General features: G+C 47.3%; 28 protein-coding genes and 1 tRNA gene. 1 reads left to right on the top strand and 28 read right to left on the bottom strand.

Annotation, left to right across the window (positions count from 1 at the left end):
* Window positions 1-157: 157 nt before the first annotated feature.
* The 19 genes from H9Q13_RS01745 to H9Q13_RS17950 all read right to left on the bottom strand — a co-directional run bounded on the left by H9Q13_RS01745 (window position 158) and on the right by H9Q13_RS17950 (window position 14,322).
* Window positions 158-847, bottom strand: coding sequence for an NAD-dependent epimerase/dehydratase family protein (locus H9Q13_RS01745; RefSeq protein WP_224744006.1), 690 nt, complete (start codon window positions 845-847; stop codon window positions 158-160).
* A 27-nt stretch (window positions 848-874) separates the two neighbouring features.
* Window positions 875-1,375, bottom strand: coding sequence for a hypothetical protein (locus H9Q13_RS01740; RefSeq protein ID WP_191182029.1), 501 nt, complete (start codon window positions 1,373-1,375; stop codon window positions 875-877).
* Between the two features lie 25 nt (window positions 1,376-1,400).
* A complete protein-coding gene (locus tag H9Q13_RS01735) occupies window positions 1,401-2,375 on the bottom strand; it encodes an SDR family oxidoreductase (protein ID WP_191182028.1) in 975 nt (324 codons plus the stop codon).
* Between the two features lie 52 nt (window positions 2,376-2,427).
* On the bottom strand, window positions 2,428-3,468 hold the full coding sequence (locus H9Q13_RS01730) for an MBL fold metallo-hydrolase (RefSeq protein WP_224744005.1): 1,041 nt from the start codon (window positions 3,466-3,468) through the stop codon (window positions 2,428-2,430).
* A 155-nt stretch (window positions 3,469-3,623) separates the two neighbouring features.
* Window positions 3,624-4,538: an AraC family transcriptional regulator gene (locus H9Q13_RS01725; RefSeq protein WP_191182026.1), complete on the bottom strand. Its 915-nt coding sequence runs from the start codon at window positions 4,536-4,538 to the stop codon at window positions 3,624-3,626.
* A gap of 284 nt (window positions 4,539-4,822) precedes the next feature.
* Window positions 4,823-5,254 (bottom strand): organic hydroperoxide resistance protein, encoded by a 432-nt coding sequence (locus tag H9Q13_RS01720; RefSeq protein ID WP_191182025.1) that lies wholly within the window; start codon window positions 5,252-5,254, stop codon window positions 4,823-4,825.
* Window positions 5,255-5,425: 171 nt separating this feature from the next.
* Window positions 5,426-5,854, bottom strand: a complete 429-nt coding sequence (locus H9Q13_RS01715; protein WP_191182024.1) for a MarR family winged helix-turn-helix transcriptional regulator — start codon at window positions 5,852-5,854, stop codon at window positions 5,426-5,428.
* A 238-nt stretch (window positions 5,855-6,092) separates the two neighbouring features.
* Entirely contained in the window at window positions 6,093-6,812 is a 720-nt protein-coding gene (locus H9Q13_RS01710; protein WP_191182023.1) for a 3-ketoacyl-ACP reductase, read from the bottom strand.
* Window positions 6,813-6,911: 99 nt separating this feature from the next.
* Window positions 6,912-7,481: a Crp/Fnr family transcriptional regulator gene (locus tag H9Q13_RS01705; RefSeq protein ID WP_191182022.1), complete on the bottom strand. Its 570-nt coding sequence runs from the start codon at window positions 7,479-7,481 to the stop codon at window positions 6,912-6,914.
* Between the two features lie 315 nt (window positions 7,482-7,796).
* Window positions 7,797-8,660 (bottom strand): pirin family protein, encoded by an 864-nt coding sequence (locus H9Q13_RS01700; RefSeq protein WP_191182021.1) that lies wholly within the window; start codon window positions 8,658-8,660, stop codon window positions 7,797-7,799.
* A gap of 11 nt (window positions 8,661-8,671) precedes the next feature.
* Window positions 8,672-9,691: a pirin family protein gene (locus H9Q13_RS01695; protein WP_191182020.1), complete on the bottom strand. Its 1,020-nt coding sequence runs from the start codon at window positions 9,689-9,691 to the stop codon at window positions 8,672-8,674.
* Window positions 9,692-9,727: 36 nt separating this feature from the next.
* Window positions 9,728-10,105 carry a DoxX family protein gene (locus tag H9Q13_RS01690; protein WP_191182019.1) on the bottom strand — a complete coding sequence of 126 codons (378 nt, stop codon included), beginning with the start codon at window positions 10,103-10,105 and terminating at the stop codon, window positions 9,728-9,730.
* A gap of 95 nt (window positions 10,106-10,200) precedes the next feature.
* Window positions 10,201-10,671 (bottom strand): Crp/Fnr family transcriptional regulator, encoded by a 471-nt coding sequence (locus H9Q13_RS01685; protein WP_191182018.1) that lies wholly within the window; start codon window positions 10,669-10,671, stop codon window positions 10,201-10,203.
* A gap of 84 nt (window positions 10,672-10,755) precedes the next feature.
* A complete protein-coding gene (locus H9Q13_RS01680) occupies window positions 10,756-11,259 on the bottom strand; it encodes a DUF2306 domain-containing protein (protein ID WP_191182017.1) in 504 nt (167 codons plus the stop codon).
* A gap of 157 nt (window positions 11,260-11,416) precedes the next feature.
* Window positions 11,417-11,773, bottom strand: a complete 357-nt coding sequence (locus tag H9Q13_RS01675; protein WP_191182016.1) for a helix-turn-helix domain-containing protein — start codon at window positions 11,771-11,773, stop codon at window positions 11,417-11,419.
* 10 nt (window positions 11,774-11,783) lie between these two features.
* Window positions 11,784-12,077, bottom strand: a complete 294-nt coding sequence (locus tag H9Q13_RS01670; RefSeq protein ID WP_191182015.1) for a type II toxin-antitoxin system HigB family toxin — start codon at window positions 12,075-12,077, stop codon at window positions 11,784-11,786.
* A gap of 148 nt (window positions 12,078-12,225) precedes the next feature.
* Window positions 12,226-12,708, bottom strand: coding sequence for a hypothetical protein (locus H9Q13_RS17960; protein ID WP_224744004.1), 483 nt, complete (start codon window positions 12,706-12,708; stop codon window positions 12,226-12,228).
* Between the two features lie 160 nt (window positions 12,709-12,868).
* Window positions 12,869-13,762, bottom strand: a complete 894-nt coding sequence (locus tag H9Q13_RS17955) for a tyrosine-type recombinase/integrase (protein ID WP_224744003.1) — start codon at window positions 13,760-13,762, stop codon at window positions 12,869-12,871.
* Window positions 13,759-14,322, bottom strand: coding sequence for a hypothetical protein (locus H9Q13_RS17950; protein WP_224744002.1), 564 nt, complete (start codon window positions 14,320-14,322; stop codon window positions 13,759-13,761). Before H9Q13_RS17950 ends, H9Q13_RS17955 begins: the two co-directional genes overlap by 4 nt.
* Window positions 14,323-14,419: 97 nt before the next feature.
* Between H9Q13_RS17950 and H9Q13_RS01655 the strand changes: the two genes are divergently transcribed.
* A complete protein-coding gene (locus tag H9Q13_RS01655; RefSeq protein ID WP_191182013.1) occupies window positions 14,420-14,800 on the top strand; it encodes a DUF2116 family Zn-ribbon domain-containing protein in 381 nt (126 codons plus the stop codon).
* 75 nt (window positions 14,801-14,875) lie between these two features.
* Here the strand turns inward: H9Q13_RS01655 and H9Q13_RS01650 are convergent.
* From H9Q13_RS01650 to H9Q13_RS01610, 9 genes are all read right to left on the bottom strand, one after another.
* A tRNA-Ser gene (locus H9Q13_RS01650) sits at window positions 14,876-14,963 on the bottom strand.
* An 81-nt stretch (window positions 14,964-15,044) separates the two neighbouring features.
* On the bottom strand, window positions 15,045-16,109 hold the full coding sequence (locus H9Q13_RS01645; protein ID WP_191182012.1) for an asparaginase: 1,065 nt from the start codon (window positions 16,107-16,109) through the stop codon (window positions 15,045-15,047).
* 2 nt (window positions 16,110-16,111) lie between these two features.
* The gene (locus H9Q13_RS01640; protein WP_191182641.1) at window positions 16,112-16,879 is read right to left on the bottom strand and encodes a TatD family hydrolase; all 768 of its coding nucleotides are present in this window, start codon (window positions 16,877-16,879) and stop codon (window positions 16,112-16,114) included.
* A gap of 374 nt (window positions 16,880-17,253) precedes the next feature.
* Window positions 17,254-18,345, bottom strand: a complete 1,092-nt coding sequence (locus tag H9Q13_RS01635; RefSeq protein WP_191182011.1) for a glycosyltransferase — start codon at window positions 18,343-18,345, stop codon at window positions 17,254-17,256.
* On the bottom strand, window positions 18,342-18,977 hold the full coding sequence (locus tag H9Q13_RS01630) for a polysaccharide deacetylase family protein (RefSeq protein ID WP_191182010.1): 636 nt from the start codon (window positions 18,975-18,977) through the stop codon (window positions 18,342-18,344). The genes H9Q13_RS01635 and H9Q13_RS01630 overlap by 4 nt, the downstream gene beginning before the upstream one ends.
* Before the next feature lie 250 nt (window positions 18,978-19,227).
* Window positions 19,228-20,451, bottom strand: a complete 1,224-nt coding sequence (locus H9Q13_RS01625) for a PP2C family protein-serine/threonine phosphatase (RefSeq protein WP_191182009.1) — start codon at window positions 20,449-20,451, stop codon at window positions 19,228-19,230.
* Between the two features lie 261 nt (window positions 20,452-20,712).
* Window positions 20,713-20,970: a hypothetical protein gene (locus H9Q13_RS01620; RefSeq protein WP_191182008.1), complete on the bottom strand. Its 258-nt coding sequence runs from the start codon at window positions 20,968-20,970 to the stop codon at window positions 20,713-20,715.
* Window positions 20,963-22,096 carry a glycosyltransferase family 2 protein gene (locus H9Q13_RS01615; RefSeq protein WP_191182007.1) on the bottom strand — a complete coding sequence of 378 codons (1,134 nt, stop codon included), beginning with the start codon at window positions 22,094-22,096 and terminating at the stop codon, window positions 20,963-20,965. The genes H9Q13_RS01620 and H9Q13_RS01615 overlap by 8 nt, the downstream gene beginning before the upstream one ends.
* On the bottom strand, window positions 22,096-23,085 hold the full coding sequence (locus tag H9Q13_RS01610; RefSeq protein ID WP_191182006.1) for a lysylphosphatidylglycerol synthase domain-containing protein: 990 nt from the start codon (window positions 23,083-23,085) through the stop codon (window positions 22,096-22,098). Before H9Q13_RS01610 ends, H9Q13_RS01615 begins: the two co-directional genes overlap by 1 nt.
* Between the last annotated feature and the right edge of the window lie 8 nt (window positions 23,086-23,093).

The raw sequence follows: 23,093 nt of genomic DNA, 5'->3' as shown, positions 1-23,093 counted from the left end.
TCGTTGTCGTTTACTGCTAATGGTCAGAGTATGAACAAAAGCGGATTTTATTTTTCAATATTTTATTTCCTAATATACTGATTAAAACAAAAAACCGGTTTAAGTCAGCCCCAAACCGCTATAGCTCACACACAAAATGGGTGCTTTGAGTTACTTTCTACTTATTCGCCAGCCGATTAATATCATCTCCTTCCAGAAGTTTTAAGTCCTGAGGATGACCAATCAGATTAACCATGGCTTTGCCGATGTTTATGGTTGTGGTTACCGATTTCATTTTCTTTAAAAAAGGAAAAATAGGTCGGGTAAGGATATACATTGAATTGTAGAGGGTTGTTTTTGATTTAACGCCACGTTCGGGCAGAATCACTCCCGGCCGAAATGCATAGGCATCCTTAAAACCTTTGTTGAAAATCATATTTTCGGTTTTACCTTTTACCCGCGCCCACATGGTGCTGCTTTTTTCGGTGCTGTCTGTACCTGCCCCCGAGACATAAGTAAAAAACATGTTGGGGTTGGCCTTGTAAACGGCATCAACCAGTGCTTCCGTAACGGAATATGTTAGCTTATAATAGGTTTCGTTGCTTATACCTGCAGAAGATACCCCCATGCAATGAAAACAAGCATCAAAACCCTCAAAGTCATTCTGAATAGAGCTAAAATCTGTGAAATCGCTGTGAAGAATCTCCTTCATTTTAGGGTGATCAATGTCTATTGGAGACCGGTTGATCAAAAGCACTTGCTCTATCCGGATATCGTCCAGGCATTCTAATAAAACGCCTTTGCCTACCATTCCGGTGGCACCTGTAAGAATTACTTTCATACCTTTTGATAAAGCTGTGTCAGCCATATTTAGCTAGCTGATAAAGGCGTCAAACTATTTGTGATGCATGATTAATTGTTTGTGATAAGCGTCAATACGGGCATGGGCCGTTCCATCTATCAGTAAAATAACAATCATCATGGCTATAGTAGTGATACTGATGGCCCGCCAGGTTGGCGTATTGATAAAGATGATGATCAAGGCTGCCGCAATAATTATGAGAGGCACAATCTTGAAAACGATGGTTTTGTACTCGTTTAACGTGCTTTCTGCACGCACAATTTCGGAGGCTACAAAAGCCGACGCATCTGTATTATAAGCTTTCTCAAACTGCGTTATTCTTGATTTGTTGGTGAAAAATAAGCCAAGCCCTATGGTTAGGAGTAAAACACCTGCAACCAAAGTGGGTATGATGTAGGCCCTTGCTATGTCGGTTTTTCCCAATTGCCAGAACCCAAGGCTTCCTGCCATAAACGCCAGTCCGAAAAGAATGAAAAAGGGCGTAGAAAAAAGTTCGGCTTTAGCCCAGTCTGTTGCTGCTTTTAAAATATCCATGTTGTTAAGTTTTTAAAAGGTTCATTTAAACTGTTTCAATGGCATGCTGCTTCACCTGGAGTGTTATACCTGTTACTTTTTCTGATAAAGTCCACAGTTCAACTGCAACAGGTTTATCCTTGGCATGTGGCTCTAACTTGCATTCGCCAACAGGGCCTGTCCAATAATTTCTTCCGGTAGGGCCATAGAAGGCGGTTTGGACTAGGTTGGGCTCTGTGGCGCACATCAACATAGGATAAGCGCCTTTTTCCGCTGACTGTACCAATGGCGATATTTTTATCAGCTGCCAAACGAAACGTGTCATCAGACTGCCGCTGGTTTTGATCAGAGAAGTAGAAGAAGCGCCGGGGTGACAAGCATATACTTTTACATTCGTGTTGCCAGCCTCCATCAACCTGTCCTGCAGCTCATAAACAGTCATTATCTGCGCCAATTTACTCTGGCTATAGGCATCGTTTCCGGTGTAGTCCCTGTCCCAGTTCATATCGTCAAACTTGATGGTTTTCAGGCCCATTTTATAGCCTTCACTGCCCACCACTACAATCCGCCCCATGGACTTTTCAATCAATGGAAAGAGCAGGCCTTGAAGCGTGAAGTGGCCGTAGTGGTTCACGCCAAGCTGGCTTTCAAAGCCATCAACGGTAAGTTTCTGCTTTGGCACCTGGGCAATGGCAGCATTGCAAATCAGTGCATCAATATGCGTCACTTTTTCAAGCACCTCGGCTGCAGCTTTTTTTACAGAAGCCTGTTCTGCCAGATCCATCCGGATAAATGAAACATCGATGCCATCACCGAGTTCTTTTCTGTAAGTCGCCATCACCTCTTCTGATTTGCCGGTATTGCGGTTTAACATCACCACTTTTGCGCCCCTGGATAGCAGTATCCGCGCTGCCTCATAACCCGTGCCGCTTGTGGTGCCTGTAATCACGTAGGTTTTGCCTTGTAAGCTTTTTATTCTATCGGGTGTCCACCCTTGCTTTCCAAATGTATTTTGATTCATCTTTTTAATTTTAATTGTTACTAAATGTTATTCCTGGTGTTATGGCCTGGGTTTATTTTATACCCTGCCACCATGGGGTAAATACCTGGCTGCTATCATTAAGCAGCACTAATTCACCAATCATGGGTGTGGCAAGTGGCAGGTTGGCTTCTGCTGCATACTTAAAGGCCATTTCCAAAGGCTCGTACCAAGGGTGTCCTCCCAAATCGAACTTGCCGGAGTGTACAGGTAATATGCGTTTGGCATTCAAGTCTTGGGCAGCCTGCACCAGTTCTTCGGGTAGTGTATGTATCTGGTGCCAGGCTACATTGTATTGGCCATTTTCTAGAATGGCTAAGTCGAAGCCCCCAAACTTTTTCCCGATGGTCTCGAAATGTGAATCGTAACCGCTATCACCGCCAAGGAAGATTTTCCTTGAAGCTGTTTCCACCACGAAGGATGTCCACAGTGTTTGGTCGCGCTTTAACCCACGGCCCGAGAAGTGGCGTGCCGGTGTAAGGTGTATGTTCATGTTGCCGCTGATGGCTACCGTTTCCCACCAGTCTTTTTCGATGATCCTGTTTGCCGGAAAGCCCCAGTGCTCCAGGTGAGCGCCTACACCCAACCCGCAAATCACCATACCCACTTTATCTTTCAGGCCTTTCATAGTCTCATAATCAAGGTGGTCGTAATGGTCGTGGGTGATGAGCAGGATATCCACAGCCGGCAGGTCTTCGAGCTTATACACATCGGTGCCATCGAATGCCTTCGTGGTCCAACTTACCGGGGAGGCATAACCGCTTAGCACAGGGTCAACCAAAATTTTCTTGCTATCTACTTGTAACAGGTAAGAAGAGTGCCCAAACCATACCAGTACATCTTCGGCAGGCAAGTTTTGCAGGTCGGTTTTTACCACAGGAATAGTATGGTCGGGCTTTACATCCTGCTTCTTCCCGAATAAATAATCGTACATCACACCCGCATAGCTATACCCCTCCGACACCGTGGTTGTGGGGCTCAGGTTTTGAAACCTGCCATCGCGGAAATTAGGTGATTGTTTGATGCGTTCGAGGCGCTGCCCCGTAGGTTTTTTTCCAAATTGTGGTAGCTGCATATAGATACATCCTGTTGTTGTGATCAGTATAATAAGGCTCAGTAGGGCAATATCTGCCCGCATGAACCCTTTTTGGGTTCTTGTCATGTGATAATATTCTGTGCAAAGGCGGTCTGAATGATGTTCTAGAACATCCGTTCTACCACCGTACGCTGCTAATTCAGGTTGCGGTATTCGGAGGGGCTATAACCGGTTTGCGCTTTAAATAATTTGCTGAAGTGCTGCGGGTATCCGAAGCCCAGTTCGTAGGCTATCTCGCTAACCGAGCGTGTAGAACCAAGCAACAGGTTTTTGGCCTGGTCTACCAGGTATAAGTGTATGTGCTCCTTGGCGCTTTTACCGGTTTCGGCTTTTAACAAATCGCTTAAGTAATAGCCCGACATATGTAGGGCCTCACCACATTGCTGCACGGTGGGCAAGCCTTTTTCTGTCAGTTCCGGCGAAGCGAAGTAGGTTTTGAGGTATTGTTCAAACCGCACCAGGTAATCTTTATTCAGGTTGCTGCGGGTATAGAACTGCCGGTCGTAATACCGCTTGCTGTATTTTAAAATGCTTTCGAGATTGTGCACAATCAGCTCCTGCGAATGCTTGTCCATGTTCTGGCCGATCTCGGTACTGATGTTATTCACCAGCTCCTGCAACATCTTCTTTTCCTTTTCGGCTACGTGCAGGGCCTCGTTTATGTCGTAGTCAAAAAAGGAGTAGTCGGATATGGAGCGGCCCAGCGATGAGTGCCTTAACAGGTCAGGGTGAAAGAGGATCGTCCAGCCACCGGCCCCCGGCGGTGTGGCCAGGTGGTCGCTGTCGAAGGCAAGCACCTGCCCCGGGGCGGTAAACACCAGGGTGCCATCCTGGAAATCGTAGGCATTGCGACCATAGAAAAACTTTCCTGTTCCGGAGGTTTTAAAACCAATGATATACAGGTTGAGCAGGAAGCGGTCACTGGGTGCTTCTATGTTAGTGGGTACGTCTTCGGCATGGATAACGGCTATGAGTGGGTGCTGCGGCCCCGCCAGCCCCAACAGGCGGTACATGTCGCGAACGGAAGATATGGTGGTGACTGGCTGCATAATGGTATCCTTTATAGTGCTAATTTCTTATTACAAAGATCTTACTTCTAACGCTAGTAATTGAATACGTTTTCCAGAATCCTGTATACATTTTAAGGATTAGCGACTGGCTTACACTTACTTGAAGGGTATACTCAACTGCTTAAACCAAAACAGCCCATCCTATGGGACGGGCTGTTTTGGTTTATACTATAACCTACACTATGATACCGGTATAAAAAACTACTGTCATGCCTGTGCAGAATAATTAGCAGTTAGAAGCATAGATAAATGGCTTGCAAGGGTTATGCGTATTGGCTGTTCGTTATTGCAAGCGTTACCTCTACGTTATTTTTCAGCGCGTTGGAATAGGGGCAAACCTGGTGTGCTCTCTCAGCAAGTGTTTGCGCTTGTTCGGCGCTTACATCCGGTATGTTTATCTCTAGCGCTACACCAAGGCCAAATCTGCCCTCTCCCAATGCTCCTAACGATACTTTTGCCGTAACTGCCGTTTCGCCGGTTTTTACTTTTAGCTGTTTGATCACAAGGTTCAAGGCACTGTCGAAACAGGCTGCGTAGCCTGCCGCGAAAATCTGCTCTGGGTTTGTAAAGTCGTCGTTAGCACCACCAAGTGCCTTTGGCATTCTAACTTCTAAATCTAACACTCCGTTATCGGATTTTACCTGGCCATTTCTTCCGCCTGTTGCCGTTGCTGCGGCCATGTACATTGCTTGCATTTCGTTGAGTTTATTATTTTGATTGTGTGTAATTATATTGTGTGCAATATTTATATTTAAAATGATAGCGTACTTCTCTAAATGTTTAGTACGCTTTAGATTTCGATCCTATTGATGCCTACTGGCTTTGTTGCACTAATTGTAAACCAATAACAGAAGAGCCTTAATGATTTATTTTTTATTATTAAAGGCAAAAAGTTTATTCGTGATGGTGCGTATTGCGTCTACTTCTTCTTTAGTGATATTCATTTCATCAAACATTTGTGATGGGATACACGCCGCTTTGTCCTTAAGTCTCAACCCCTTTTCAGTCAGGCTGATCTCTACTACACGCTCATCTACTGTGCTTCTTTTTCTGGTAAGCAGTTCTTTGGCCTCCATGCGCTTCAGCAAGGGCGTTAAAGTGCCGCTATCCAGGAAAAGCTTCTCTCCAATCTGGTTTACCGTTTGGGTGTCATGCTCCCACAGCACTAACAGCACCAGATACTGCGGATAGGTAACGTCCAATTCGCTTAAGTGCTTGCCGTATAGTTGCGTTATCTCTCTGGATAAGGCATAAATAGGAAAGCATATTTGGTTCTTCAGCTTGAGTACTTCCATGGGTATCTGGGGCAATTGCTTATGCAAAGGTATGAATCATATTTTGCAAAACAATATTGTGTGCAATATAATTTAGATTTTTACTTCGAATCATCGCCAGTCAGGGTCAACATGACGGGTATGGAAATCAGGAATGACTTATTGCTAAGGGAGTAAAGCAAAAGGGACAGATCGTAATCTGCCCCTTTTTTAGTTATTTATACCTATAACGGCTTTATCACCAGTTATACATACCAGATTAAGGATTGGTAGACCATAAAGAGGCGCTTTTTAGCATCGCTCTCTTAGGCAGCTTTAAACCGGCAACAATCAATTCGGCAAAATCTTCTGGCTGCAACACGCTGTCTTCCGAATCGCGGGAAGCAATGCCCAGCTCTATAGACATATCAGAGGCAATGGTGCTCGGTGTCAGCGTGGTAACCCTGATGTTTTGCTTACGGACCTCTTTCATCAACGACTCTGACATACCGATTACTGCAAATTTAGAGGCAGAATAAGCTGAGGTTGATGCGTTTCCGGTTAAACCAGCCGTGGAGGCTACATTGATAATGTCGCCTGACTTTTGGGTTAACAGGTGTGGCAAAACTTCTTTCGTTACATAGTACATACCCAGGAGGTTGGTCTGAATGATTTGGGTCCACTGGCTAACCGGCATCTCCTCTAAGGTTCCGAATGCTGCAATGCCTGCGTTATTCACCAATATATCCACCGACCCGAATGTGTCGATAATCGTTTTGATGCCGGCCTTTACTTCCTCATAATTGCCCACATCAAACACAGCGTAAATTGCTTTTACCCCATAAGCGCTTAACTCGGCTACAGTTGCCTGCAACACCGCTTCATTTCTGCCTGTTATGGCAACGTCAATTCCTTCTTTCGCAAATGCTATGGCGGTAGCCTTGCCTAATCCTCTGCTTCCGCCCGTTATGATCGCTTTTCTGTTTTTCAAGTTTTCCATTTCTAAAAACTATTTTTTACTGTCGTATTAGATGAGGCAAAGAACTGCATTTTAAAAGCGGAAAGAGTTGAAGAAGTTCAACTCTTCCCGCTTTTATGCTTAACTATTCTTGATCTTACTCAAAAACTCATGCCGTATACCCAGATAACTCGCGATTTGCTTATCGGTGAGTTTAGCGGCAATATGCGGGTAGGTTTGCACGAAATGGGAATAACGCTCTTTTGCAGTATAACTATGGCTTTGAATGACACGCCTATGGTAAGACACCAGTGCTTTCTGGAAGATGACGCGAAAGAGTTTATCTACAGCAGGGAAGGCTTCATATAGCTTCAGTTTGTCCTGCCTGTTAATGACAAGCACTGTACTGTCTACCAACGCTTGCATGTTTAAATCTGCAGGGGTTTGGTTCATGAAACTGTCTATATCCATCAGCCACCACTCCTCAGCCGCAAAGTATAGGGTGTTTTCCTTTCCGTTTTCATTTAAGTTGAAAACCCTGAAGCAACCTTCCACCACAAAGCCTTCAAATTTGCACAACTCGCCTTGCCGCAGCAGAAACTCATTCTTCCTGACAACCTTAGGGTGAAAGCAGGCGCAAAATGCTTCGAGTTCGTGATCTGAAAATTTTACGTTCCGCTGAATATAGCGCTTCAATAAGTCGATCTTCACTGCGTATGTTATCTGTTCGCTTTTTTAGTAGTTTTCCCTCTTTTTACCACTTAGCATATTTCTTGTTCTATAATTGGCTTATCCATACAAGAAATAAATAGCTGCACTTGTTTGCGATTATAGGTTAAGTCAAGGGTCTCGGGTATGAAATGTAAGCTATTTCGGAATTGTCTACCGAGGCAAAGTTTGCTACGAACCCTGAACTTACAGATAGTTCTGTCCGCCCTATGTGTTATACCCATCGTTGTGTGCCGTTTTTAGAGTGGTAGTTACTTCAAAAAAAAAGTCTAAGATAATACGTTGAAAGTATCCGTTTTAAGGATAGTATATTTCCCCATATTTCCCATTAGCATAATCTTCATATGCTAGCACAACACCTTCTTGGCTGTTCATTACAAAAGGACCTTGTGATACCATAGGCTCTCCGTATGTTTCTCCACCAAATAGCAGAATATCCAGCGTCTCGTCAGATAAGTTTTCTATCTCAATTACTCCGGCTTCCTTGTCAAAGGCAATTAATTCACCTGCTCTAAAACTTTCAGCATTGATTATTGCCGAAGCCGTTGGCAAAACGGCCGCAACTTCTAATTTTTGCGAAAAGTCTATGCTAATTTTTTTTCCTGAGTTTAGCACAACATGAAATAAGAACTGCTTGGTGTAGGTGGGTATTTTGGATGTCAATTCTTGATAACTCCCCACAATAACCCGAACAACACCTGCCTCTTCCGCAAGTTGTTTTTCGGGAACCTCCTCCGCATGTACAGGCAGGTACTCCGGTTTTTCTGCTTTTATTTTTGAAGGCAGGTTAATCCAAAACTGAAAGGCATACATTTCCTTTTGGTTGGAATCACCACTAGCCTTTGACCGCTCGTCATGAACAATCCCGTTGCCTGAATTCATCCATTGCACACCACCAGAACTTACTATGGCATGATTCCCTAAACTGTCAAAGTGATCAATCTGGCCCGTGATGGCGTACGTTAACGTAGCAATGCCCCGATGTGGATGAGGGCCTGTGCCCCCAGATTCGCTACTATTTATCTTCATGGGCCCCGCCTGATCCAGGAGGATAAATGGCCCAACAGCTTGCGTATAACCGTTAGGCAAAAAGCGACTGATGGGTGTGCCACCTACCGAACTACTTTGTGCTGTATTTGAAAAGCTAATTTTCTTTTGCATGATTAGAAGGCTTATTTTTCTTCGGTTGTACCATCGGCATATTTCGCAAACCGTCCTTTCGCCCGATCAAAAACTTGTTCAGTTGCAGGCCATGGCCACCCGCCAAATTGAGTTTTCCGGTATTCTGCAAATCCCTGGTTTAATTCCTCTTCGGTATTCATTACAAAGGGACCACGGCTCGCTATGGGCTCATTGATAGGTTTCCCTTGGAGTATGAGGAGATCAGCTTCTTTATCGCCATTGGTAATGTGCAAACGCTGGCCTGGCTTCACTTTTACAAGATGGTTTACTGCAATTTTTTCACCTTCTACATCAATTGAGTTCCCACTGTAAAAGTATAGCGTATTGCGCACCTGCTCGTTTGCTGGTGCAGGAAGTATCCATTGGGCATTGGCTTCCATTTTTACACTAAAAATGGCTACCCCATGATCAGGGTTGGCCGCCCAGGAGTCTGGTGTTGGTTGTGGTGCCAGGTTAGATTTATAGCTACCTGCGTAAACCTCAAGGGTTGTTTTCTTCCCTTTGTCATCAATTTCATCAATTTTTGGAATGCTCTCTTTCCATAGCATTTTATAATGAGGCTCTACCAGTTTGCTCTTACTGGGCAGGTTTATCCAGATTTGAAAAATCTCCAGTGTATTGGGCTTATCCGAGTGAAGGAGCGGAAACATTTCGGAGTGCTGAATTCCTTTTCCTGCTGTCATCCATTGTAGATCGCCTGCACCAAACCTCCCTGCCCCCCCAAGAGAGTCAGTGTGGTCTACAAAACCTTGCTTTCCAATCGTTATTGTTTCAAAACCTCTGTGCGGATGATATGGAAACCCGGGTATGGTTTTGCCATGATACATGTTATAACCATTCTGCCCGGCAAAGTCATGCCCTATGTTTCTGCCTGCTAACTCAGATTGCTCTACCCCCATTTTCTCGTTTCCTTTTGGGTAGTGATCAAGATGATGCACAGCCAACAAAAAGGGATCCTCAGTTTGCCAAGGTAGTTGCAGCGCTTCAATTGCTAATATTTTGCCTTTCATACGTTTCAGTTTAAGATTACCATTTCTAAGACCTGCCTATATGATTGGAACAATGTATAGCCTTCCAATTGCTGCGAACAAAGCGAGCAACATCAAAACCAGGTTTGTTACGGTCTTGCTTTTTTCTTTTCGCTGATAGTGAATTTGCATAGCCCCGACCATAGTCATGGCAAGTCCTATTGCAGCTAAAGGGGTTAATATGGGAAGGACACCAATGGCCATTGGCAGGATGATGCCTATAGCTCCTAACACCTCTACAAAGCCTATTAACTTAATGCTGACGCCAGTATATTGGTCTATCCAGTCTCCTAATTTTTCACTTAGCTCTTGTTTGGGTTTACTGAGCTTCATTGCTCCGGCCATGAAAAACATAAGCGCTAACAAACCTTGGACTATCCACAGTACTACATTCATTCTTTCTGATCTTAATCGTTTAAAATTTAATTACGATACAAAGATCAGGGAGCAAGAATGGCTATACATTAATGTAGATTAAGAAAACGGATAAACTATTTCTGAGATTTCAGGCGCTGGCTTTTAGCGGCACTCAGTGCTTCAGGGGTAATCCCTAGGTAGGAGGCGATCATGTACTGAGGTACTCTTTGTACAATGGTAGGGTAAGTTGAAATAAAGTGTTCGTAGCGATCAATTGCGGATGCGCTCATAAGCATAATAATCCTGCTTTGCAGCACCCTGATCCGCTTTATGAATTTCTTTTGGTCGAAATCTAACTCGGTGTTTTTTTCAATTTGGATAACTACTGAATCTTCTAAGGCATCAATATATAAATCACATGGTTCATCTCCCGAAGCATAGTCGGTAACTATCCAACCCTCAGGCCCGAACATAAAAATGTGCTCTTTCCCATTTTCATCAATGGTATAGCTTCGGAGTAAACCAGACTCTACAATATAAGCTTTGCTATATAAGTCACCCTTTATTTGCAGGACCTGCTTCTTTTTTACATTGATTTTATTCATCTGCTATTTGACCCAAAGTTTGATTCTCTGATGTAGTGGCACCGTACTGGTGCCATAATGTGGGAAGGCGTAGCCGAACCTAAATTATGCACTTTGTTGGCAGTAGAGTTTCTGCTCAAAGTATTTGGTCCAGATTCTTTCTTTTTTCAGGATAAAAGCAGTTCCCAATCCGAATATTGTAGCAGTTGCAATTCCAACCATTGCAAAGAAAGGCTTATCTGGAATTCGCACACTTAACTCTGATGCAAATGCTGCATAGAGACCCAGAACCGAATAGTACATAAACCAAACATGAACGGCTTTATACTTTCTTGGCAAATTCCTTAAAAACAAGGGTGCCATTCCCAATACCAAAGTTAGGGAGCTAACAATAGCCATTATATGAAACACCCCAAATCTTCCAGTCAGGTTATAGATACCCAGTGCAGAACCACAAATTAAAACCATGGCAAAAACATAAACATAGCCCGCCCTTTTATGCTGCACTGTACCCTTATTAGCAGCTAAGGCAAATGCACCAGCTAGCATAGCTAATAAGGCAGTAGCCAAGTGAAACCAGCCTAAATTGGAATTTACAAAGCCATACATCTTCGATTAGTTTTAGTTATTTCCTATTTTAAAACTCTACTAGATAATTGAAATTTTGTGTTTCTATACATTAGCTTTGCTGCCAACGATTGGTAAATGCATAGCCCGCTGCGTAGCAAGGGATTTGTATATATAGTGTTAGAAGGGTGTTTTTCTTTTAGTATTCCTGAATGAGCACGTTTGTTGGAATATTCAAGGTCTTATGCAGATTCCTTATCATTTCGAGTGTGAGTTTCCTTTTTCTGTTCAACACTTCACTTACCCTACTCTTGAACCCCAGCACTTCGGCTAAGTCTTTCTGCTTTATTCCAAGCTGCTCCATTCTGAACTTTACTGCTTCTATCGGGTCTGGTGCCTCAATCAGGAAATGCTCCTTTTCGTAGGAGTCAATCAGGAAAGAAAGTACCTCCAGTTCATCGCCCTCTTGGGTGTCCGGTTCTGCGTCAAATATCTCCTCCAGCCTTTGCAGGGCCAATTGGTAATCTTCTTCTGTTTTTATCAGCTTAATATTCATTTCTTTTTCTTTAAATTTTAGTAGCGTCAACCTTGTCGTATTCAGCATGTGTTCCGATGAACCGTATCCAGACAACTCCATACTTGTAGTTGATTCGGACGATTAACCTATAGTTGTTCCCCTTTATGTTGAAGACCATTCTGTTATCCTCCAGTATACTAGCTGATGGGTAGTCTTTCTTAATGTCGTTCGGGGACTTCCAGTCAGCCTGCTCTGCCTCGCTATACCAAGCTTTTAGCTGCTGCTCACTATCGGCATGCTTTTCCCAAAAATCCCGCAGTGTCCGTTTTGCTATTACTCTCACTTCTTTATTTTAGAACTCAAATATAAAGAAAAAAGTTACCGTTATGGTAACTTAAAGATGAAATTTTGTTCTAAATCTCTTCTAACGGTTAGTACAGGCTGCGGGCGAGGCATAGCCGAGAATGGAGCTTGTGCCGTGTTAGGAGAGTTTATTTTTCTTCTTTTATGAATACCAATTCCCTTTGTGACTTCGGGTCTTCCTTTTTCCAGGGATAGTATCGCAGGACTACATTATCTTTTTCACTACTTATCCTAAAGCTTATCTCTTGATTCAGATTTTCTTCAGGTTTTAGTTTCAATTCGTAGTAGTCCCAGTCAATGTACTCCCATCTACCTTTAGCATACTGAGACAACTCAGGTAAATAATCCATTTGGTACGTGCTGTCAGCTTTGAGAACCATCTTAATTTGTCTTTCTCCCTTTAAGCTATACTCCCCGTAAATCAATCCTCTGGTTTTATTGTGATGCTCGAAGCTCGAAAACAGGTATAATACAGGTATACACAAAGACAGGACGCCAAAAATAAACCTACTCTTCCTGCTACTATACTTGTTTGAAAAGATAGTCGCAATGAGACCTATGCCAATGACTGGAAAGACAATAAAGAGAAATAGAGAAACAAACCCTTCCATTTTATATAATTCTAATCACTTCTAACTACTGTGTAAACGTCACCGTGACGTTTATCTGCCATATATGCGAAGGTAGTTTTGTCTAAGTCAGCTTATTTTTTTGAGCTTTCGTGCAACGTTTCTACCTCTTTGTATATGGTTAAGCTAATATAGCCCATTTTCATAGATTATCAAGCGGACTCGTGATTTTGTCCAGCGCATAGCTTGTCACATGGGTGTATATTTCCGTGGTTTTGCTGCTTCTATGCCCGAGCAATGTCTGGATGTACCTTAGATCAGTGCCTTGCTCCAGCAGATGAGTCGCAAATGAGTGACGCAGCGTATGCGGGGTAGCTTTGGTCCGCACGCCCGCTTTCTCCTTAGCCGCCCTGAAAACGTTGCGTAAGCTCTCCACCGTATACTGCCCGCCATGCTGCCCCTCAAACAACCATATCTTAGGGCGATAAGCCTTGTAATATTCCCGCAGGCTTTCAAGCAACTTCTGCGATAGCAGTGTTGTGCGGTCTTTCTTGCCCTTGCCCCCGCGTATGAGCAGCATATTCCTACCCGACTGCACATCGGTGATTTTCAGATTGATCACCTCCCCAATGCGCAAACCGCCCGCGTAGAGCAGTTGCAGCATGCAGCGGTGCTTTAGGTTATCGGTTGCCTGCAGTATCCGCTTTACCTCTTCTTTGCTGAGTACGGCCGGTAGCCTGGAGGGCTTCTCAGGTCGCTCTACCTGGCTGAGATCGAGCGTGTGTCGACCCAGCACCCTGTGGAAGTAGAACTTTATGGCATTGATTGACTGATTAATGAGCGAGAAAGAGTATTTCTGGCTTTGCACCATCTGACGGTGGTACTCGTTTATTTCCCCCGTGCCAAAACCATTGATGGCCTCCAGACCCTTGTCACGGTGACCATTAAAAAATCGCAGCAGCAGGCTGTGGTAGGTGCGGATAGTGTTCAGGGAATAATTGAGCAGGTACAGCTTCTCCAGGTAGGGTAGCGGACAGGTGATGTAATCCGTATCCTTCAGGTAGGTCTGTTCCCAGAGCCTGCGCAGTATACTCATGTCCCGGATATGCATAGTGGCCGCGAGCCACACCTGCGCTGTTCCTGCACCTCGTCGAGCAGTTGGTGTAGGTTTTTGGCGTCGGTGCCCACGGCAAAGCACCTCGGCTCGGGCAGCCACTGGCAGCAGGAACTGCACTTCAGGGTTTTGTATATCAGCTCGTTAAAGGGAAAAGAGATTTGGATAATCGTCTTCCCTTCGTGCTCCAGCGGCTGCAGGCGTATGATGGGGAGCTCAGGCAGCTTGGCCAGCGGCTCGGACTGCAGGTTGCCCGAAGTAACTACCGCGCCCATAGCTGGCCGAAGCCGTTTGGGTCTGTTGAGGTAGCGCACATCCACCAACGCCACTCCCTGAAAGTGCCTGTGCAGCAACTCAATTGCCTCCGGTGTTTTGTGCGTCACGTAGCACTTGTAGGTTTTGCTGTACTTAGCTACATCGCTGTCTTTCAACAGCTTGGTAATTCGGTGATCAGGCTTGTACCATAGGCGCATAAACTGTTTTCCTTCATGCTCCAGCGTGTTCAGGTATAAGACTGGCGATGTGCTGTAAGTTTGCTGCATAGCTAATGTATTAGAGGCCTGAAATTAAACCCTATGCAGCACGTATCCGTGTTATTACTCGAGTATACCCGGATATACTCGAGTAATAACACGAATAATGAAGCAAACAGTAAGACATTGCCCCACCTGCGAGGATGAGATTATAGGCAGAACAGACAAACGTTTCTGTTCAGACCAATGCCGGTTCCTGTTCAACAACGCAAAAAAAAGGGAAGACAAAGGTGAACGACTCATACAGAAAATAAACGCCATACTCAGAAAAAACAGAAGCCTGCTTAAGCAGGCCAGCCCCGAAGGCAAAACAACCCTTAGGCGCGAGTTGCTGCAGCTGGCTGGTTTCGACTTTCGCCACTTCACCCACCTCTACCGCACCAAACAGGGCAATACCTATCACTTTTGCTACGATTATGGCTATCTGCAACTTGAGGACGGAAAGGTGCTCATTGTGAGCTGGCAACCTTATATGGAGAAGGGATAAGGTATAAAAACAGAAAAGTATAAAGACAAAAAAGCCTGTCAGTTTTACACTAACAGGCTTTTTTGGGTTATGCAGCAGAGAGCAAGGGATTCGAACCCTTGATACCCTTTTGGGGTATACACACTTTCCAGGCGTGCTCCTTCGACCACTCGGACAGCTCTCTTTTTGAGAGTGCAAATATACGCCAATATCTGGCACTATCGCAAATTTTTGGCCGGCTATACCTCAAATATATTCTCCAAAGCTATTTCGTGATCTCACCGCGCAGGTTAAGGCGCAGCAACTCTTTGGTTTGCGATGCAGGTAGGTCAAGCCCCAATACAAACATCAGTTTGGTAATAGCCGCCTCCGTGGTAATGTCGTCGCCGCCGATTACGCCCATGTTGAGCAGGTATTTACTGGTTTCGTAGCGTCCCTGGTCCACACGCCCCTCATCGCACTGCGATACGTTCAGGATATAGATCCCGCGGGCAATGGCATTTTCGAGCAGCTCGAGCAACCAGCCAGCCGTCGGCGCATTTCCGGCCCCAAAGGTTTCCAGCACCACGCCACGCAAGTCCGGTGCCTCCAGCACACTCCGCATCACCTGCGGCGTTATACCCGGGAACAGCTTCAGGATGGCTACCCGGTCATCCAACTGCTGATGCACGTGCAGCGTTTTTTCGGGGTGCGGCAGGATGGCGCTCTCATAAAAATCGATGCTGATGCCGGCCTTGGCCAGCAAGGGGTAATTCTCCGACTTAAAGGCGTTGAAATGCCGACTCTCCACCTTTTTGGCCCTATTGCCACGAATAAGCAAGTTATGGAAGTAAATGCAAACCTCCGGCACCACGCTTTTTCCGTTCACTTTGGTGGCTGCCAACTGTAGCGCCGTGATCAGGTTAGCGCGGGCATCGGTGCGTGTCCGGCCAATCGGCACCTGTGCACCGGTAAAAATCACTGGTTTTTCAAGGTTTTCGAGCAGGTAACTCAGGGCCGATGCGCTGTAGGCCATGGTATCGGTGCCGTGCAGCACGACAAAGCCGTCGTAATCGGCGTAGTTGTCACGGATCAGGTTGGCCAGCATGAGCCAGTCGCTGAGCGCCACGTTTGAGGAGTCGATGGCAGGCTCGATGCTCAGCACCGTGAGCATGTACTTAAAGTTGCTGAGCTCCGGCACCTTCTCCAGTATCTGGCTAAAGTTGAATGGTATCAGGTGATGCTTTTCGTCATACACCATCCCCACCGTGCCTCCGGTATAAATGATCAGAATGGACGCCTCCGGGAATGCGGGCGCCGCTGTGTCTATTTGAGTTTTGATGACAGCCATCTTTATAATGCAAACAGGTTTAAGGCATTGTTAGTGGTCTTTTCGGCTACCTCTTCCACGGGTATCTGCAGGAGTTCTGCCACACGCCGGGCTACCAGCGGCAGGTATACGGGCTCGTTGCGTTTACCTCGGTGCGGCACAGGGGCCAGGTAGGGGCAGTCGGTTTCGAGCACGAGGTCATCCAGCGCCACATGCGGCAGCACTTGGTCCAGACCGCCATTCTTGAACGTCGCCACGCCGCCTATTCCCATCAGAAAGCCCAGCTCCTTCACCTTGGCAGCCTGCGCTGCCGTGCCCGAAAAGCAATGGAATATCCCGGTCAGGCTGCCATCTTGTGCAGCGGCTATGATCTCATACGTTTCGTCGAACGAGTCGCGGGTATGCAGCACGATCGGCAACTGGTGCTTTTTAGCCAACTCCACCTGCACCCGTAGCGCCTCCTGCTGTTGCGGCAGGAAGGTCTTGTCCCAGTACAGGTCGATGCCGCATTCCCCCACTGCCGCGAATTTGCGTTTGCCCAGCCACTCCTCCACCAGGTATAGCTCCTTCTCAAAATCCTTGTCCACGGAAGTTGGGTGCAGTCCCATCATGGCAATACACTGCGCCGGGTGTTTCGCCTCGGTTTCCAGCATGCTATCAATGGAGGTATGATCGATGTTGGGCATGTAGATCTTCTCTACCCCCTCCCCCAATGCCCGCGCCAGCGCCTCGTCGCGGTCCTGGTCAAACTTATCTGAATATATATGTGCGTGTGAATCAACTAAAGTCATCATCGTTTTTTTCAATCAAATTACTCCTGTCCGTACAAAGGTCCGAAGTTATGGCTAAGGCTGCAAGAAAGAGAGAAGTTTGAGAGTTTGGAAGTTTGGAAGTTAGAAAGTTGGGAAGTTGAGGAGTTTGGGAGTTGGGAGTTGAGGAGTTTGGGAGGTAATCTTGTTGGGACAGGTTGCGACCTGTCTGAGTCGTGCATAAGTAATCAAGTAATGAATTCCATGCTTTGGTATACTGTTTCTGTATAGGGTTTTAACCCAAAAAAAGCGGGTTAATTCCGTTGCATAGACTACCTTGGTGAGCGGACAGGTCACGACCTGTCCCTACAGAACTTTTAACTTCCCAACTTTCTAACTCTCTAACTCCCAAACTCCTAATACCTCCTCCCCTTCCACATTAGTTTGGTAGGTAGGAAAAAGTAGATAATCAGGATAATGGAGGAGACGAGCAGGTATAGCTCGAAGATCAGGTATAACCACCAGGGGGCCGTTCGGTTTAGGCGCTTGAGGCAGGTGTGCAGGTATAGGCTTTGCAGCAGCAGTTTGGCCAGAAAAATGCCTCCGGCTATACCGGTCGGGGCCTGAAAAAAGAACGGCACCAGCACCGGGTAATAGGCCGAATGCAACACGAAAATGGCAAACATATAAACCGGCAGGTATACCGACCCGCGCATCCAGCGTTTGCGCTGCTGCAGCAGTTCCCCAAAAGAAGCAGTGGGTGCCGAAAGCGCCAGCACGCTAGGCTCGTAGATGTTCCGGAACTTGTAACCCTGCTTAAGTACCTGATTGAAAATGGCGATGTCTTCTGTCACCGAAAATTTAATATTCTCAAAACCTCCCGCATCCTCGTAAGCTTGCCGGGTAAGCAGCATGTTGTTGCCCATGGTCGTGACAGGCATGTTCAGGTCGCTGAACACCTGCATGAGCCCGAGCGAGTAAAGCCAATCCAGGCTCTGCAGGCGGGCAAAAAGGCTACGGCCTTTCACGGTGGTCAGGCCAGTTACAACACCTACCTTTTGATCCAGGGCCGACAGCATGGCCTTCACCCAGGTAGGCGGCACTTCGATGTCGGCATCCGTGAACAGGAAAATGTCGGTTGTGGCTTGCCGCGCCAGTTGTGCCAGCACATTAGCTTTGCCTTTGGCCAGCCCTATCGTGTCGGTGATAGGGACACAGGTATAGCCGGGCCTGCCTTTAGCGAATTCCTCCACCAGTGCACGGGTACGGTCTGTAGAGCCGTCGTCGCCGACCAGCACTTCGATCTTATCATGCGGGTAGTCCAGCGCGGCGATGGCCTGCAGGCAGTTCAGGATATGGTGTTCCTCGTTGCGAGCGGCAATAAGGATGCTGATGCGGGGGTAATAGGTGAGTTGGCGGGTATAACGCTTCCGGTTGAAAAGCAACAGGTATAGCAACGTCAGAAAGACGAGAAAATACAGCACAAAGTAGGCCACCGATACCATCATAAGGTCTGAAAGGTATAGCCTTGTGCGGTAAAATGTTCTAAAAATCGGGGAAGGGCGTACCTCATGTTTCGCTGCGCTTTCAGGCTGTCGTGAAATACGATGATGCTGCCGCTTTGGGTACACCGGATAGACTCCCGCAGGCATTTCTCCGGCAACAGGCTATTGTCATAATCATTGGTGAGCACATCCCACATCACCAGTTCATAATCGGGCCGCAACGCCGTGGCCTGCCTGGAGGTAATGCGCCCATAAGGCGGACGGAAAAGCTTATGATGGGCAGTTGAGGGATCCAGTTTTTCCAGTTCCTGCTGGCATAACTGCACGTCGCTGAGGTAGCGGGGCAGCGAGGTTTCCCAGCCGCGCAGGTGGTGCTGCGTGTGATTGGCCAGGCGATGCCCTTGCGCCAGTACTTGCTCCGCCACGTCCCGATGCTTCACCAGGTTTTCGCCTACGGCAAAAAAGGTGGCTTTTGCGCCATAAGTTGCTAGTTGCTCCAGTACACAGGGGGTTACCTCCGGAATCGGCCCATCGTCAAAGGTCAGGTATAGGGTCTTATCCGGTCCTTCCTTCAGCCAGGTATAGCCGGTCATCAGTTTCCAGAGCAGTTGGGGCGTTTTGTAGAGGCGAAACAATGTCGTTGTTCGTTAATCGTTGATCGTTTCCTGACTGATGAATGTTTTATTGCCAACTTATAAATTGAGAATCCAAAAACTGATTCAAGTAATCTTGAAAGCAAAGGGCTCTCTATTTAAACTGACTTCTATACAACGTGACGATGGACCCTGAGTGCTTTTCTTAGAATCTGACGATCTACATCTAATTATGAACCTCAACTAAGGCACAAATTTCCCCACGAACAACGAATAACGAACAACAATCAACCTACTTGAATCTGCACGACAACAGCGTAATGTCGTCGCCGAAAGAAGCGTCTTCGTTGTAGAGGTTGATGGCGTTGAGCAGTTGCAGGTGCAGCATTTTGGAACTCAGAAAGCGGTTTTTCTGCAGGAAGTCGATCGTTCCTTCAATGCCGAACTCCGACTCGTCTACGTCGAACACCTCCGTCAAGCCATCGGTATAGCACAGCAGCACGGCATTTTCGGGTACGTTGATTTTGCCCACATTCATAAAAGGCAGCACATCGAATACGCCCAGCATGGTGCAGCCATCGTTGAGCAGGTCGTGTGTGTTGTTTTCGTAGAGCAGCACCGGGGCATTGTGGCCGGCGTTTACATAACTCAACTCGCGGGTACTGCGGTTGAAAATGGCCAGGAAAGTCGTGATGAATTTCTCGGCGATGGCATTGCGGTAGATCAGGTGGTTGAGTTCCGACACTACGGTATTCAGGTCGGCGGTCTGACGCAAAATGGTGCGCAAGCCTGCCTGGAAGTTTGACATCAGCAGCGAGGCTGGCACACCCTTGCCCGACACATCGGCCACGCAGAAAAGAAACTGGTCCTTGTCTATCTCAATGAAGTCGTAGTAGTCGCCGCCGATGGAAGAATGCGGTATATAGCTGGCATGGATGGCAACGTCTTTGTCGTTGGGCAACGACTTAGGGAACAGCATGGACTGCACTTCGCGGGCAATCTCAATCTCTTTCCGGATAGACTCCTGCGCCAGTCGCTGTCGTGCCATGCGGTGGTTCTCGATGGCCACCAGCATGATATTACTCACCGTCTGCACAAAGTTGAGCGCTTCGATGTTGGTATAGTACGGCTGAATTTTCCCGATCATCACGAAGGCAAGCACTTTGCCGTTGTGCAAAATCGGGATCACGATTTCGAAAGCCCGCCATTTCTTGTCCACGCTCAGTTTCGAAATACGGGTGATTTCCTTCAACTCCAGAATGGCGTCGGGCAGGTTTAGCTTGGCGGCGTCGAGGTCGGTTCCAAAGCTCACTTTGCAGTCCCACTTCTCGTCGTGCACAAACAGGGCCAGGCGGTTAATCTGCAACTGAGCCAGCAGCGTGAAGCGGTAGATTTTGTAAAGCGCTTCCTCTGGCAGGTTATCGTTAATGGCCTGCGTAATCTCCAGCAGAGCCGACAGCTCCAGCTTTTTCAGGTTCAGTTCCTGCTGAACATTAGGTGTGATTATTTCAGGCATTCTGTTTCATAGGTTATAGGGCTTTGCCTACTGTGCTCGCTTGTGGGGCCAGTAGGCACCCGGCATCACAACAGCGCCAGGTATACATCGTGTAAATTTACAAAAAAACTACTGCAATCTTTTCCCTTCTACCAAAAACCTGCTCTTTAATCCGTATTCGCCGCAGTTACAGCATGGCAACCCGCCGCGTCACAAATTGTTCAAACAAAATTAAACTGACCCATGTGCGAACGGAAATCCAGACACTTGTAAATGCGATGCTTAGATAGAATTGTGCACCACCAGACCCGCTTTGGTCGCCAGATAGAAATAGTCCTGGCATTGCTGCCCGAACGTTTTCTCGTCGAAGGCATGCTCTGTATCAGGGTCCGGATAGAGGATTTTGATGTAGCCTTTGGCGATCAGGTCGCGCAGGGCGGCGCAGAGTTCCTCGTCGGTGAGGGCACTGGTGCTTTTCAGGTCGGGGTACGACGTTACGAAGTAGAGTTCGTCGAGTAGGGTAAATTCGTTTTCAGTCATGGTTTCGGATGGTTCGGCCTTTCCAGTTATACCGGCCCGTAAGGCCTTTTATAGCGGTATATAGTACGTAAGGAATGTAAACTAGCTGCAGTGGAAGCATATAAATAAGTAAATTGCGCTGCCGCATGAAAGTTAGCATACGGTCTAAAAACAAGAAATCTATCGTAAACTTGGCAGCATACGTCAGCCCGAAACCCCACAGCGGCAGCCCGCCAAAGAGCACGGCAGGTATAGCCAGAAACAGCAGCAGGTTCACGGCAAACACACTAAGGGCCACCAGTTTCACGTCCCAGTTCTGGTAACTCCGCCACTTGCTTGCCCAGCGCACCCGCTGCGCAACGAAACTTTTCACGGTCTTTTGGGCAGCGGTATAGACAATGGCCTGCTCATGCTTCAGAAAAGCGATGCGCTCCGGGTATAGCCGGCTGGCTTTGTGCAGCAAAAACTCATCGTCGCCGCTGGCTATCCCTTCGTTCCCCTCAAATCCGCCGACTTCCTCGAACAGCTGCCGGGTATAGGCCAGGTTGGCCCCGTTGCACATGTTGGGTTGCTGGAGCCCGATCGATGCCCCCCCTACCCCGATCAGTGAGGCAAACTCCACCAGTTGCATGCGCTCGAGCCAGGTAGGAGTATGATGAAAAGCCACAGGCCCGGAAATAAAGACTGCCTGGGTAGTGGTATAGGTATAGGCAAAGAGCCTGAGCCAGTCGGGCTGCACGCGGCAGTCGCCGTCGGTAAAGACCAGCAACTCGCCATTGGCTTGGGCTATCCCTTGCTTGATGGCCGCTTTTTTGCCTGTGTCTGCCTCCGATAGCTGCAGCAACCGCAGATTCAAGTTTGAGTCAGGTATAAACCTTTCGATGAATAAGGCTGAGTCATCATCCGAATGATCGTCTATCACCAACACTTCAAACAGTTCGGCCGGATAGTTCTGCTCCTCCAGGTCACGCAGCAAATTCAGTATATGTTGCGCCTCATTCCGGACAGGTATAAGCACGGAGAGTTTTGTGCCAGGTATAAAGCCGGCAGGTATAGCAAGTATAGGCAGGCGCTGCCAGGCCACGAAACAGCGCAGGATGATCCAGCCATAAACGAGCAGCGAGAGCAGGAGCAGCAGTGTGAACATCAGGCGGCCCCTCCCCTTTTCCCCAATTTCAGGCGCAGCACAAAAACCAACCCGACGGCGCTCGGCACCACAATATTGAGCAGCCACAGACTCAGGCTGGCACTCAGCACCTGCAGGCGTTCCTGCCCCAGCAGCCCGAACACGTACATGGCCGACAGTTCCCGTACCCCCAGGTCGGAGAGCAGCGACACCGAAGGCACCACCGACTTCAGAAAAAAGGCAGTCGACACACCACTGATATACTCTACCGGACTTAGTCGCACCTCAAACAGAACGAGCAGCAAAACGAACTGCAACAGGAAAACAAAGTAACGCAACAGCGAGAGCATCAGCACCTTGTTCATTTCTGCAAAGGTATAGCTGCTCATGATGGCCACATATTTAGCCAGTTTCCGCACGGGCCTTACGGCCGCCACCAATGCCACCATAGCGCGGGCATTAAAGAGCAGCAAGAGCAAAGCCACATTGAGGACAAGCAGCAAAAAGAAAATACTCATACAGATACCCGGATAGTCGCGCCAGTAAAGTAGCAGCGCAAAGTAAACCAGGCCTAAAGTACCGACCAGCACTGTGGCCACCAGCTGACAAAACCTGCCGATGAACACCGCACCTATCCCCTCCAGTCGTGCTTTGCTTTTGAGCTCGAGCACACGGCCGGCATAGTCGCCCAGTCGGTTGGGGGTGATAAAGCCGAGCGTAAGCCCGACCATAACGGCGCGGAATGCCCGTAGGTAGGAGATGCGTTCCAGCTTTTGCCCCAGGATTTTCCACTTCCAGGCTTCTACCCCCCAGTTGGCAGGTATAAGCAGAGCACTCAGCACCAGCAGAAAGGTATAGTCGCTTTGGCGGGCGGCCCGCAGTATACCTCGCCACGAAAGCAGGGTGTCGGGCGCCGTAAAAACGGCCAGGTAGAGGAAGTAAAGGGTGAGCAGCACCACGACAATTTTGCCGGTGACTAAAAGGAACCTTCTGTTGCGGGTGATGTTCAAGATAATGT

Source organism: Pontibacter aquaedesilientis, assembly GCF_014773225.1.
Lineage (GTDB): Bacteria > Bacteroidota > Bacteroidia > Cytophagales > Hymenobacteraceae > Pontibacter > Pontibacter aquaedesilientis.
Note: the sequence above shows the minus strand (reverse complement) of the source record. Positions and strands in the feature narration are given on the sequence as shown.

Coding starts and splice junctions, on each gene's coding strand:
- H9Q13_RS01640 (WP_191182641.1), bottom strand. CDS start 16,879: ATGACTTTAGTTGATTCACACGCACATATATATTCAGATAAGTTTGAC.
- H9Q13_RS01655 (WP_191182013.1), top strand. CDS start 14,420: ATGAAGCAAACAGTAAGACATTGCCCCACCTGCGAGGATGAGATTATA.
- H9Q13_RS01740 (WP_191182029.1), bottom strand. CDS start 1,375: ATGGATATTTTAAAAGCAGCAACAGACTGGGCTAAAGCCGAACTTTTT.
- H9Q13_RS01635 (WP_191182011.1), bottom strand. CDS start 18,345: ATGATGGTATCGGTGGCCTACTTTGTGCTGTATTTTCTCGTCTTTCTG.
- H9Q13_RS01730 (WP_224744005.1), bottom strand. CDS start 3,468: ATGCAGCTACCACAATTTGGAAAAAAACCTACGGGGCAGCGCCTCGAA.
- H9Q13_RS01745 (WP_224744006.1), bottom strand. CDS start 847: ATGGCTGACACAGCTTTATCAAAAGGTATGAAAGTAATTCTTACAGGT.
- H9Q13_RS01715 (WP_191182024.1), bottom strand. CDS start 5,854: ATGGAAGTACTCAAGCTGAAGAACCAAATATGCTTTCCTATTTATGCC.
- H9Q13_RS01690 (WP_191182019.1), bottom strand. CDS start 10,105: ATGAATGTAGTACTGTGGATAGTCCAAGGTTTGTTAGCGCTTATGTTT.
- H9Q13_RS17950 (WP_224744002.1), bottom strand. CDS start 14,322: ATGCAGCAAACTTACAGCACATCGCCAGTCTTATACCTGAACACGCTG.
- H9Q13_RS01720 (WP_191182025.1), bottom strand. CDS start 5,254: ATGCAAGCAATGTACATGGCCGCAGCAACGGCAACAGGCGGAAGAAAT.
- H9Q13_RS01700 (WP_191182021.1), bottom strand. CDS start 8,660: ATGCAAAAGAAAATTAGCTTTTCAAATACAGCACAAAGTAGTTCGGTA.
- H9Q13_RS01725 (WP_191182026.1), bottom strand. CDS start 4,538: ATGCAGCCAGTCACCACCATATCTTCCGTTCGCGACATGTACCGCCTG.
- H9Q13_RS01675 (WP_191182016.1), bottom strand. CDS start 11,773: ATGAATATTAAGCTGATAAAAACAGAAGAAGATTACCAATTGGCCCTG.
- H9Q13_RS01735 (WP_191182028.1), bottom strand. CDS start 2,375: ATGAATCAAAATACATTTGGAAAGCAAGGGTGGACACCCGATAGAATA.
- H9Q13_RS01685 (WP_191182018.1), bottom strand. CDS start 10,671: ATGAATAAAATCAATGTAAAAAAGAAGCAGGTCCTGCAAATAAAGGGT.
- H9Q13_RS01615 (WP_191182007.1), bottom strand. CDS start 22,096: ATGTTCACACTGCTGCTCCTGCTCTCGCTGCTCGTTTATGGCTGGATC.
- H9Q13_RS01620 (WP_191182008.1), bottom strand. CDS start 20,970: ATGACTGAAAACGAATTTACCCTACTCGACGAACTCTACTTCGTAACG.
- H9Q13_RS01695 (WP_191182020.1), bottom strand. CDS start 9,691: ATGAAAGGCAAAATATTAGCAATTGAAGCGCTGCAACTACCTTGGCAA.
- H9Q13_RS01645 (WP_191182012.1), bottom strand. CDS start 16,109: ATGGCTGTCATCAAAACTCAAATAGACACAGCGGCGCCCGCATTCCCG.
- H9Q13_RS01710 (WP_191182023.1), bottom strand. CDS start 6,812: ATGGAAAACTTGAAAAACAGAAAAGCGATCATAACGGGCGGAAGCAGA.
- H9Q13_RS01625 (WP_191182009.1), bottom strand. CDS start 20,451: ATGCCTGAAATAATCACACCTAATGTTCAGCAGGAACTGAACCTGAAA.
- H9Q13_RS17960 (WP_224744004.1), bottom strand. CDS start 12,708: ATGGAAGGGTTTGTTTCTCTATTTCTCTTTATTGTCTTTCCAGTCATT.
- H9Q13_RS17955 (WP_224744003.1), bottom strand. CDS start 13,762: ATGAGTATACTGCGCAGGCTCTGGGAACAGACCTACCTGAAGGATACG.
- H9Q13_RS01680 (WP_191182017.1), bottom strand. CDS start 11,259: ATGTATGGCTTTGTAAATTCCAATTTAGGCTGGTTTCACTTGGCTACT.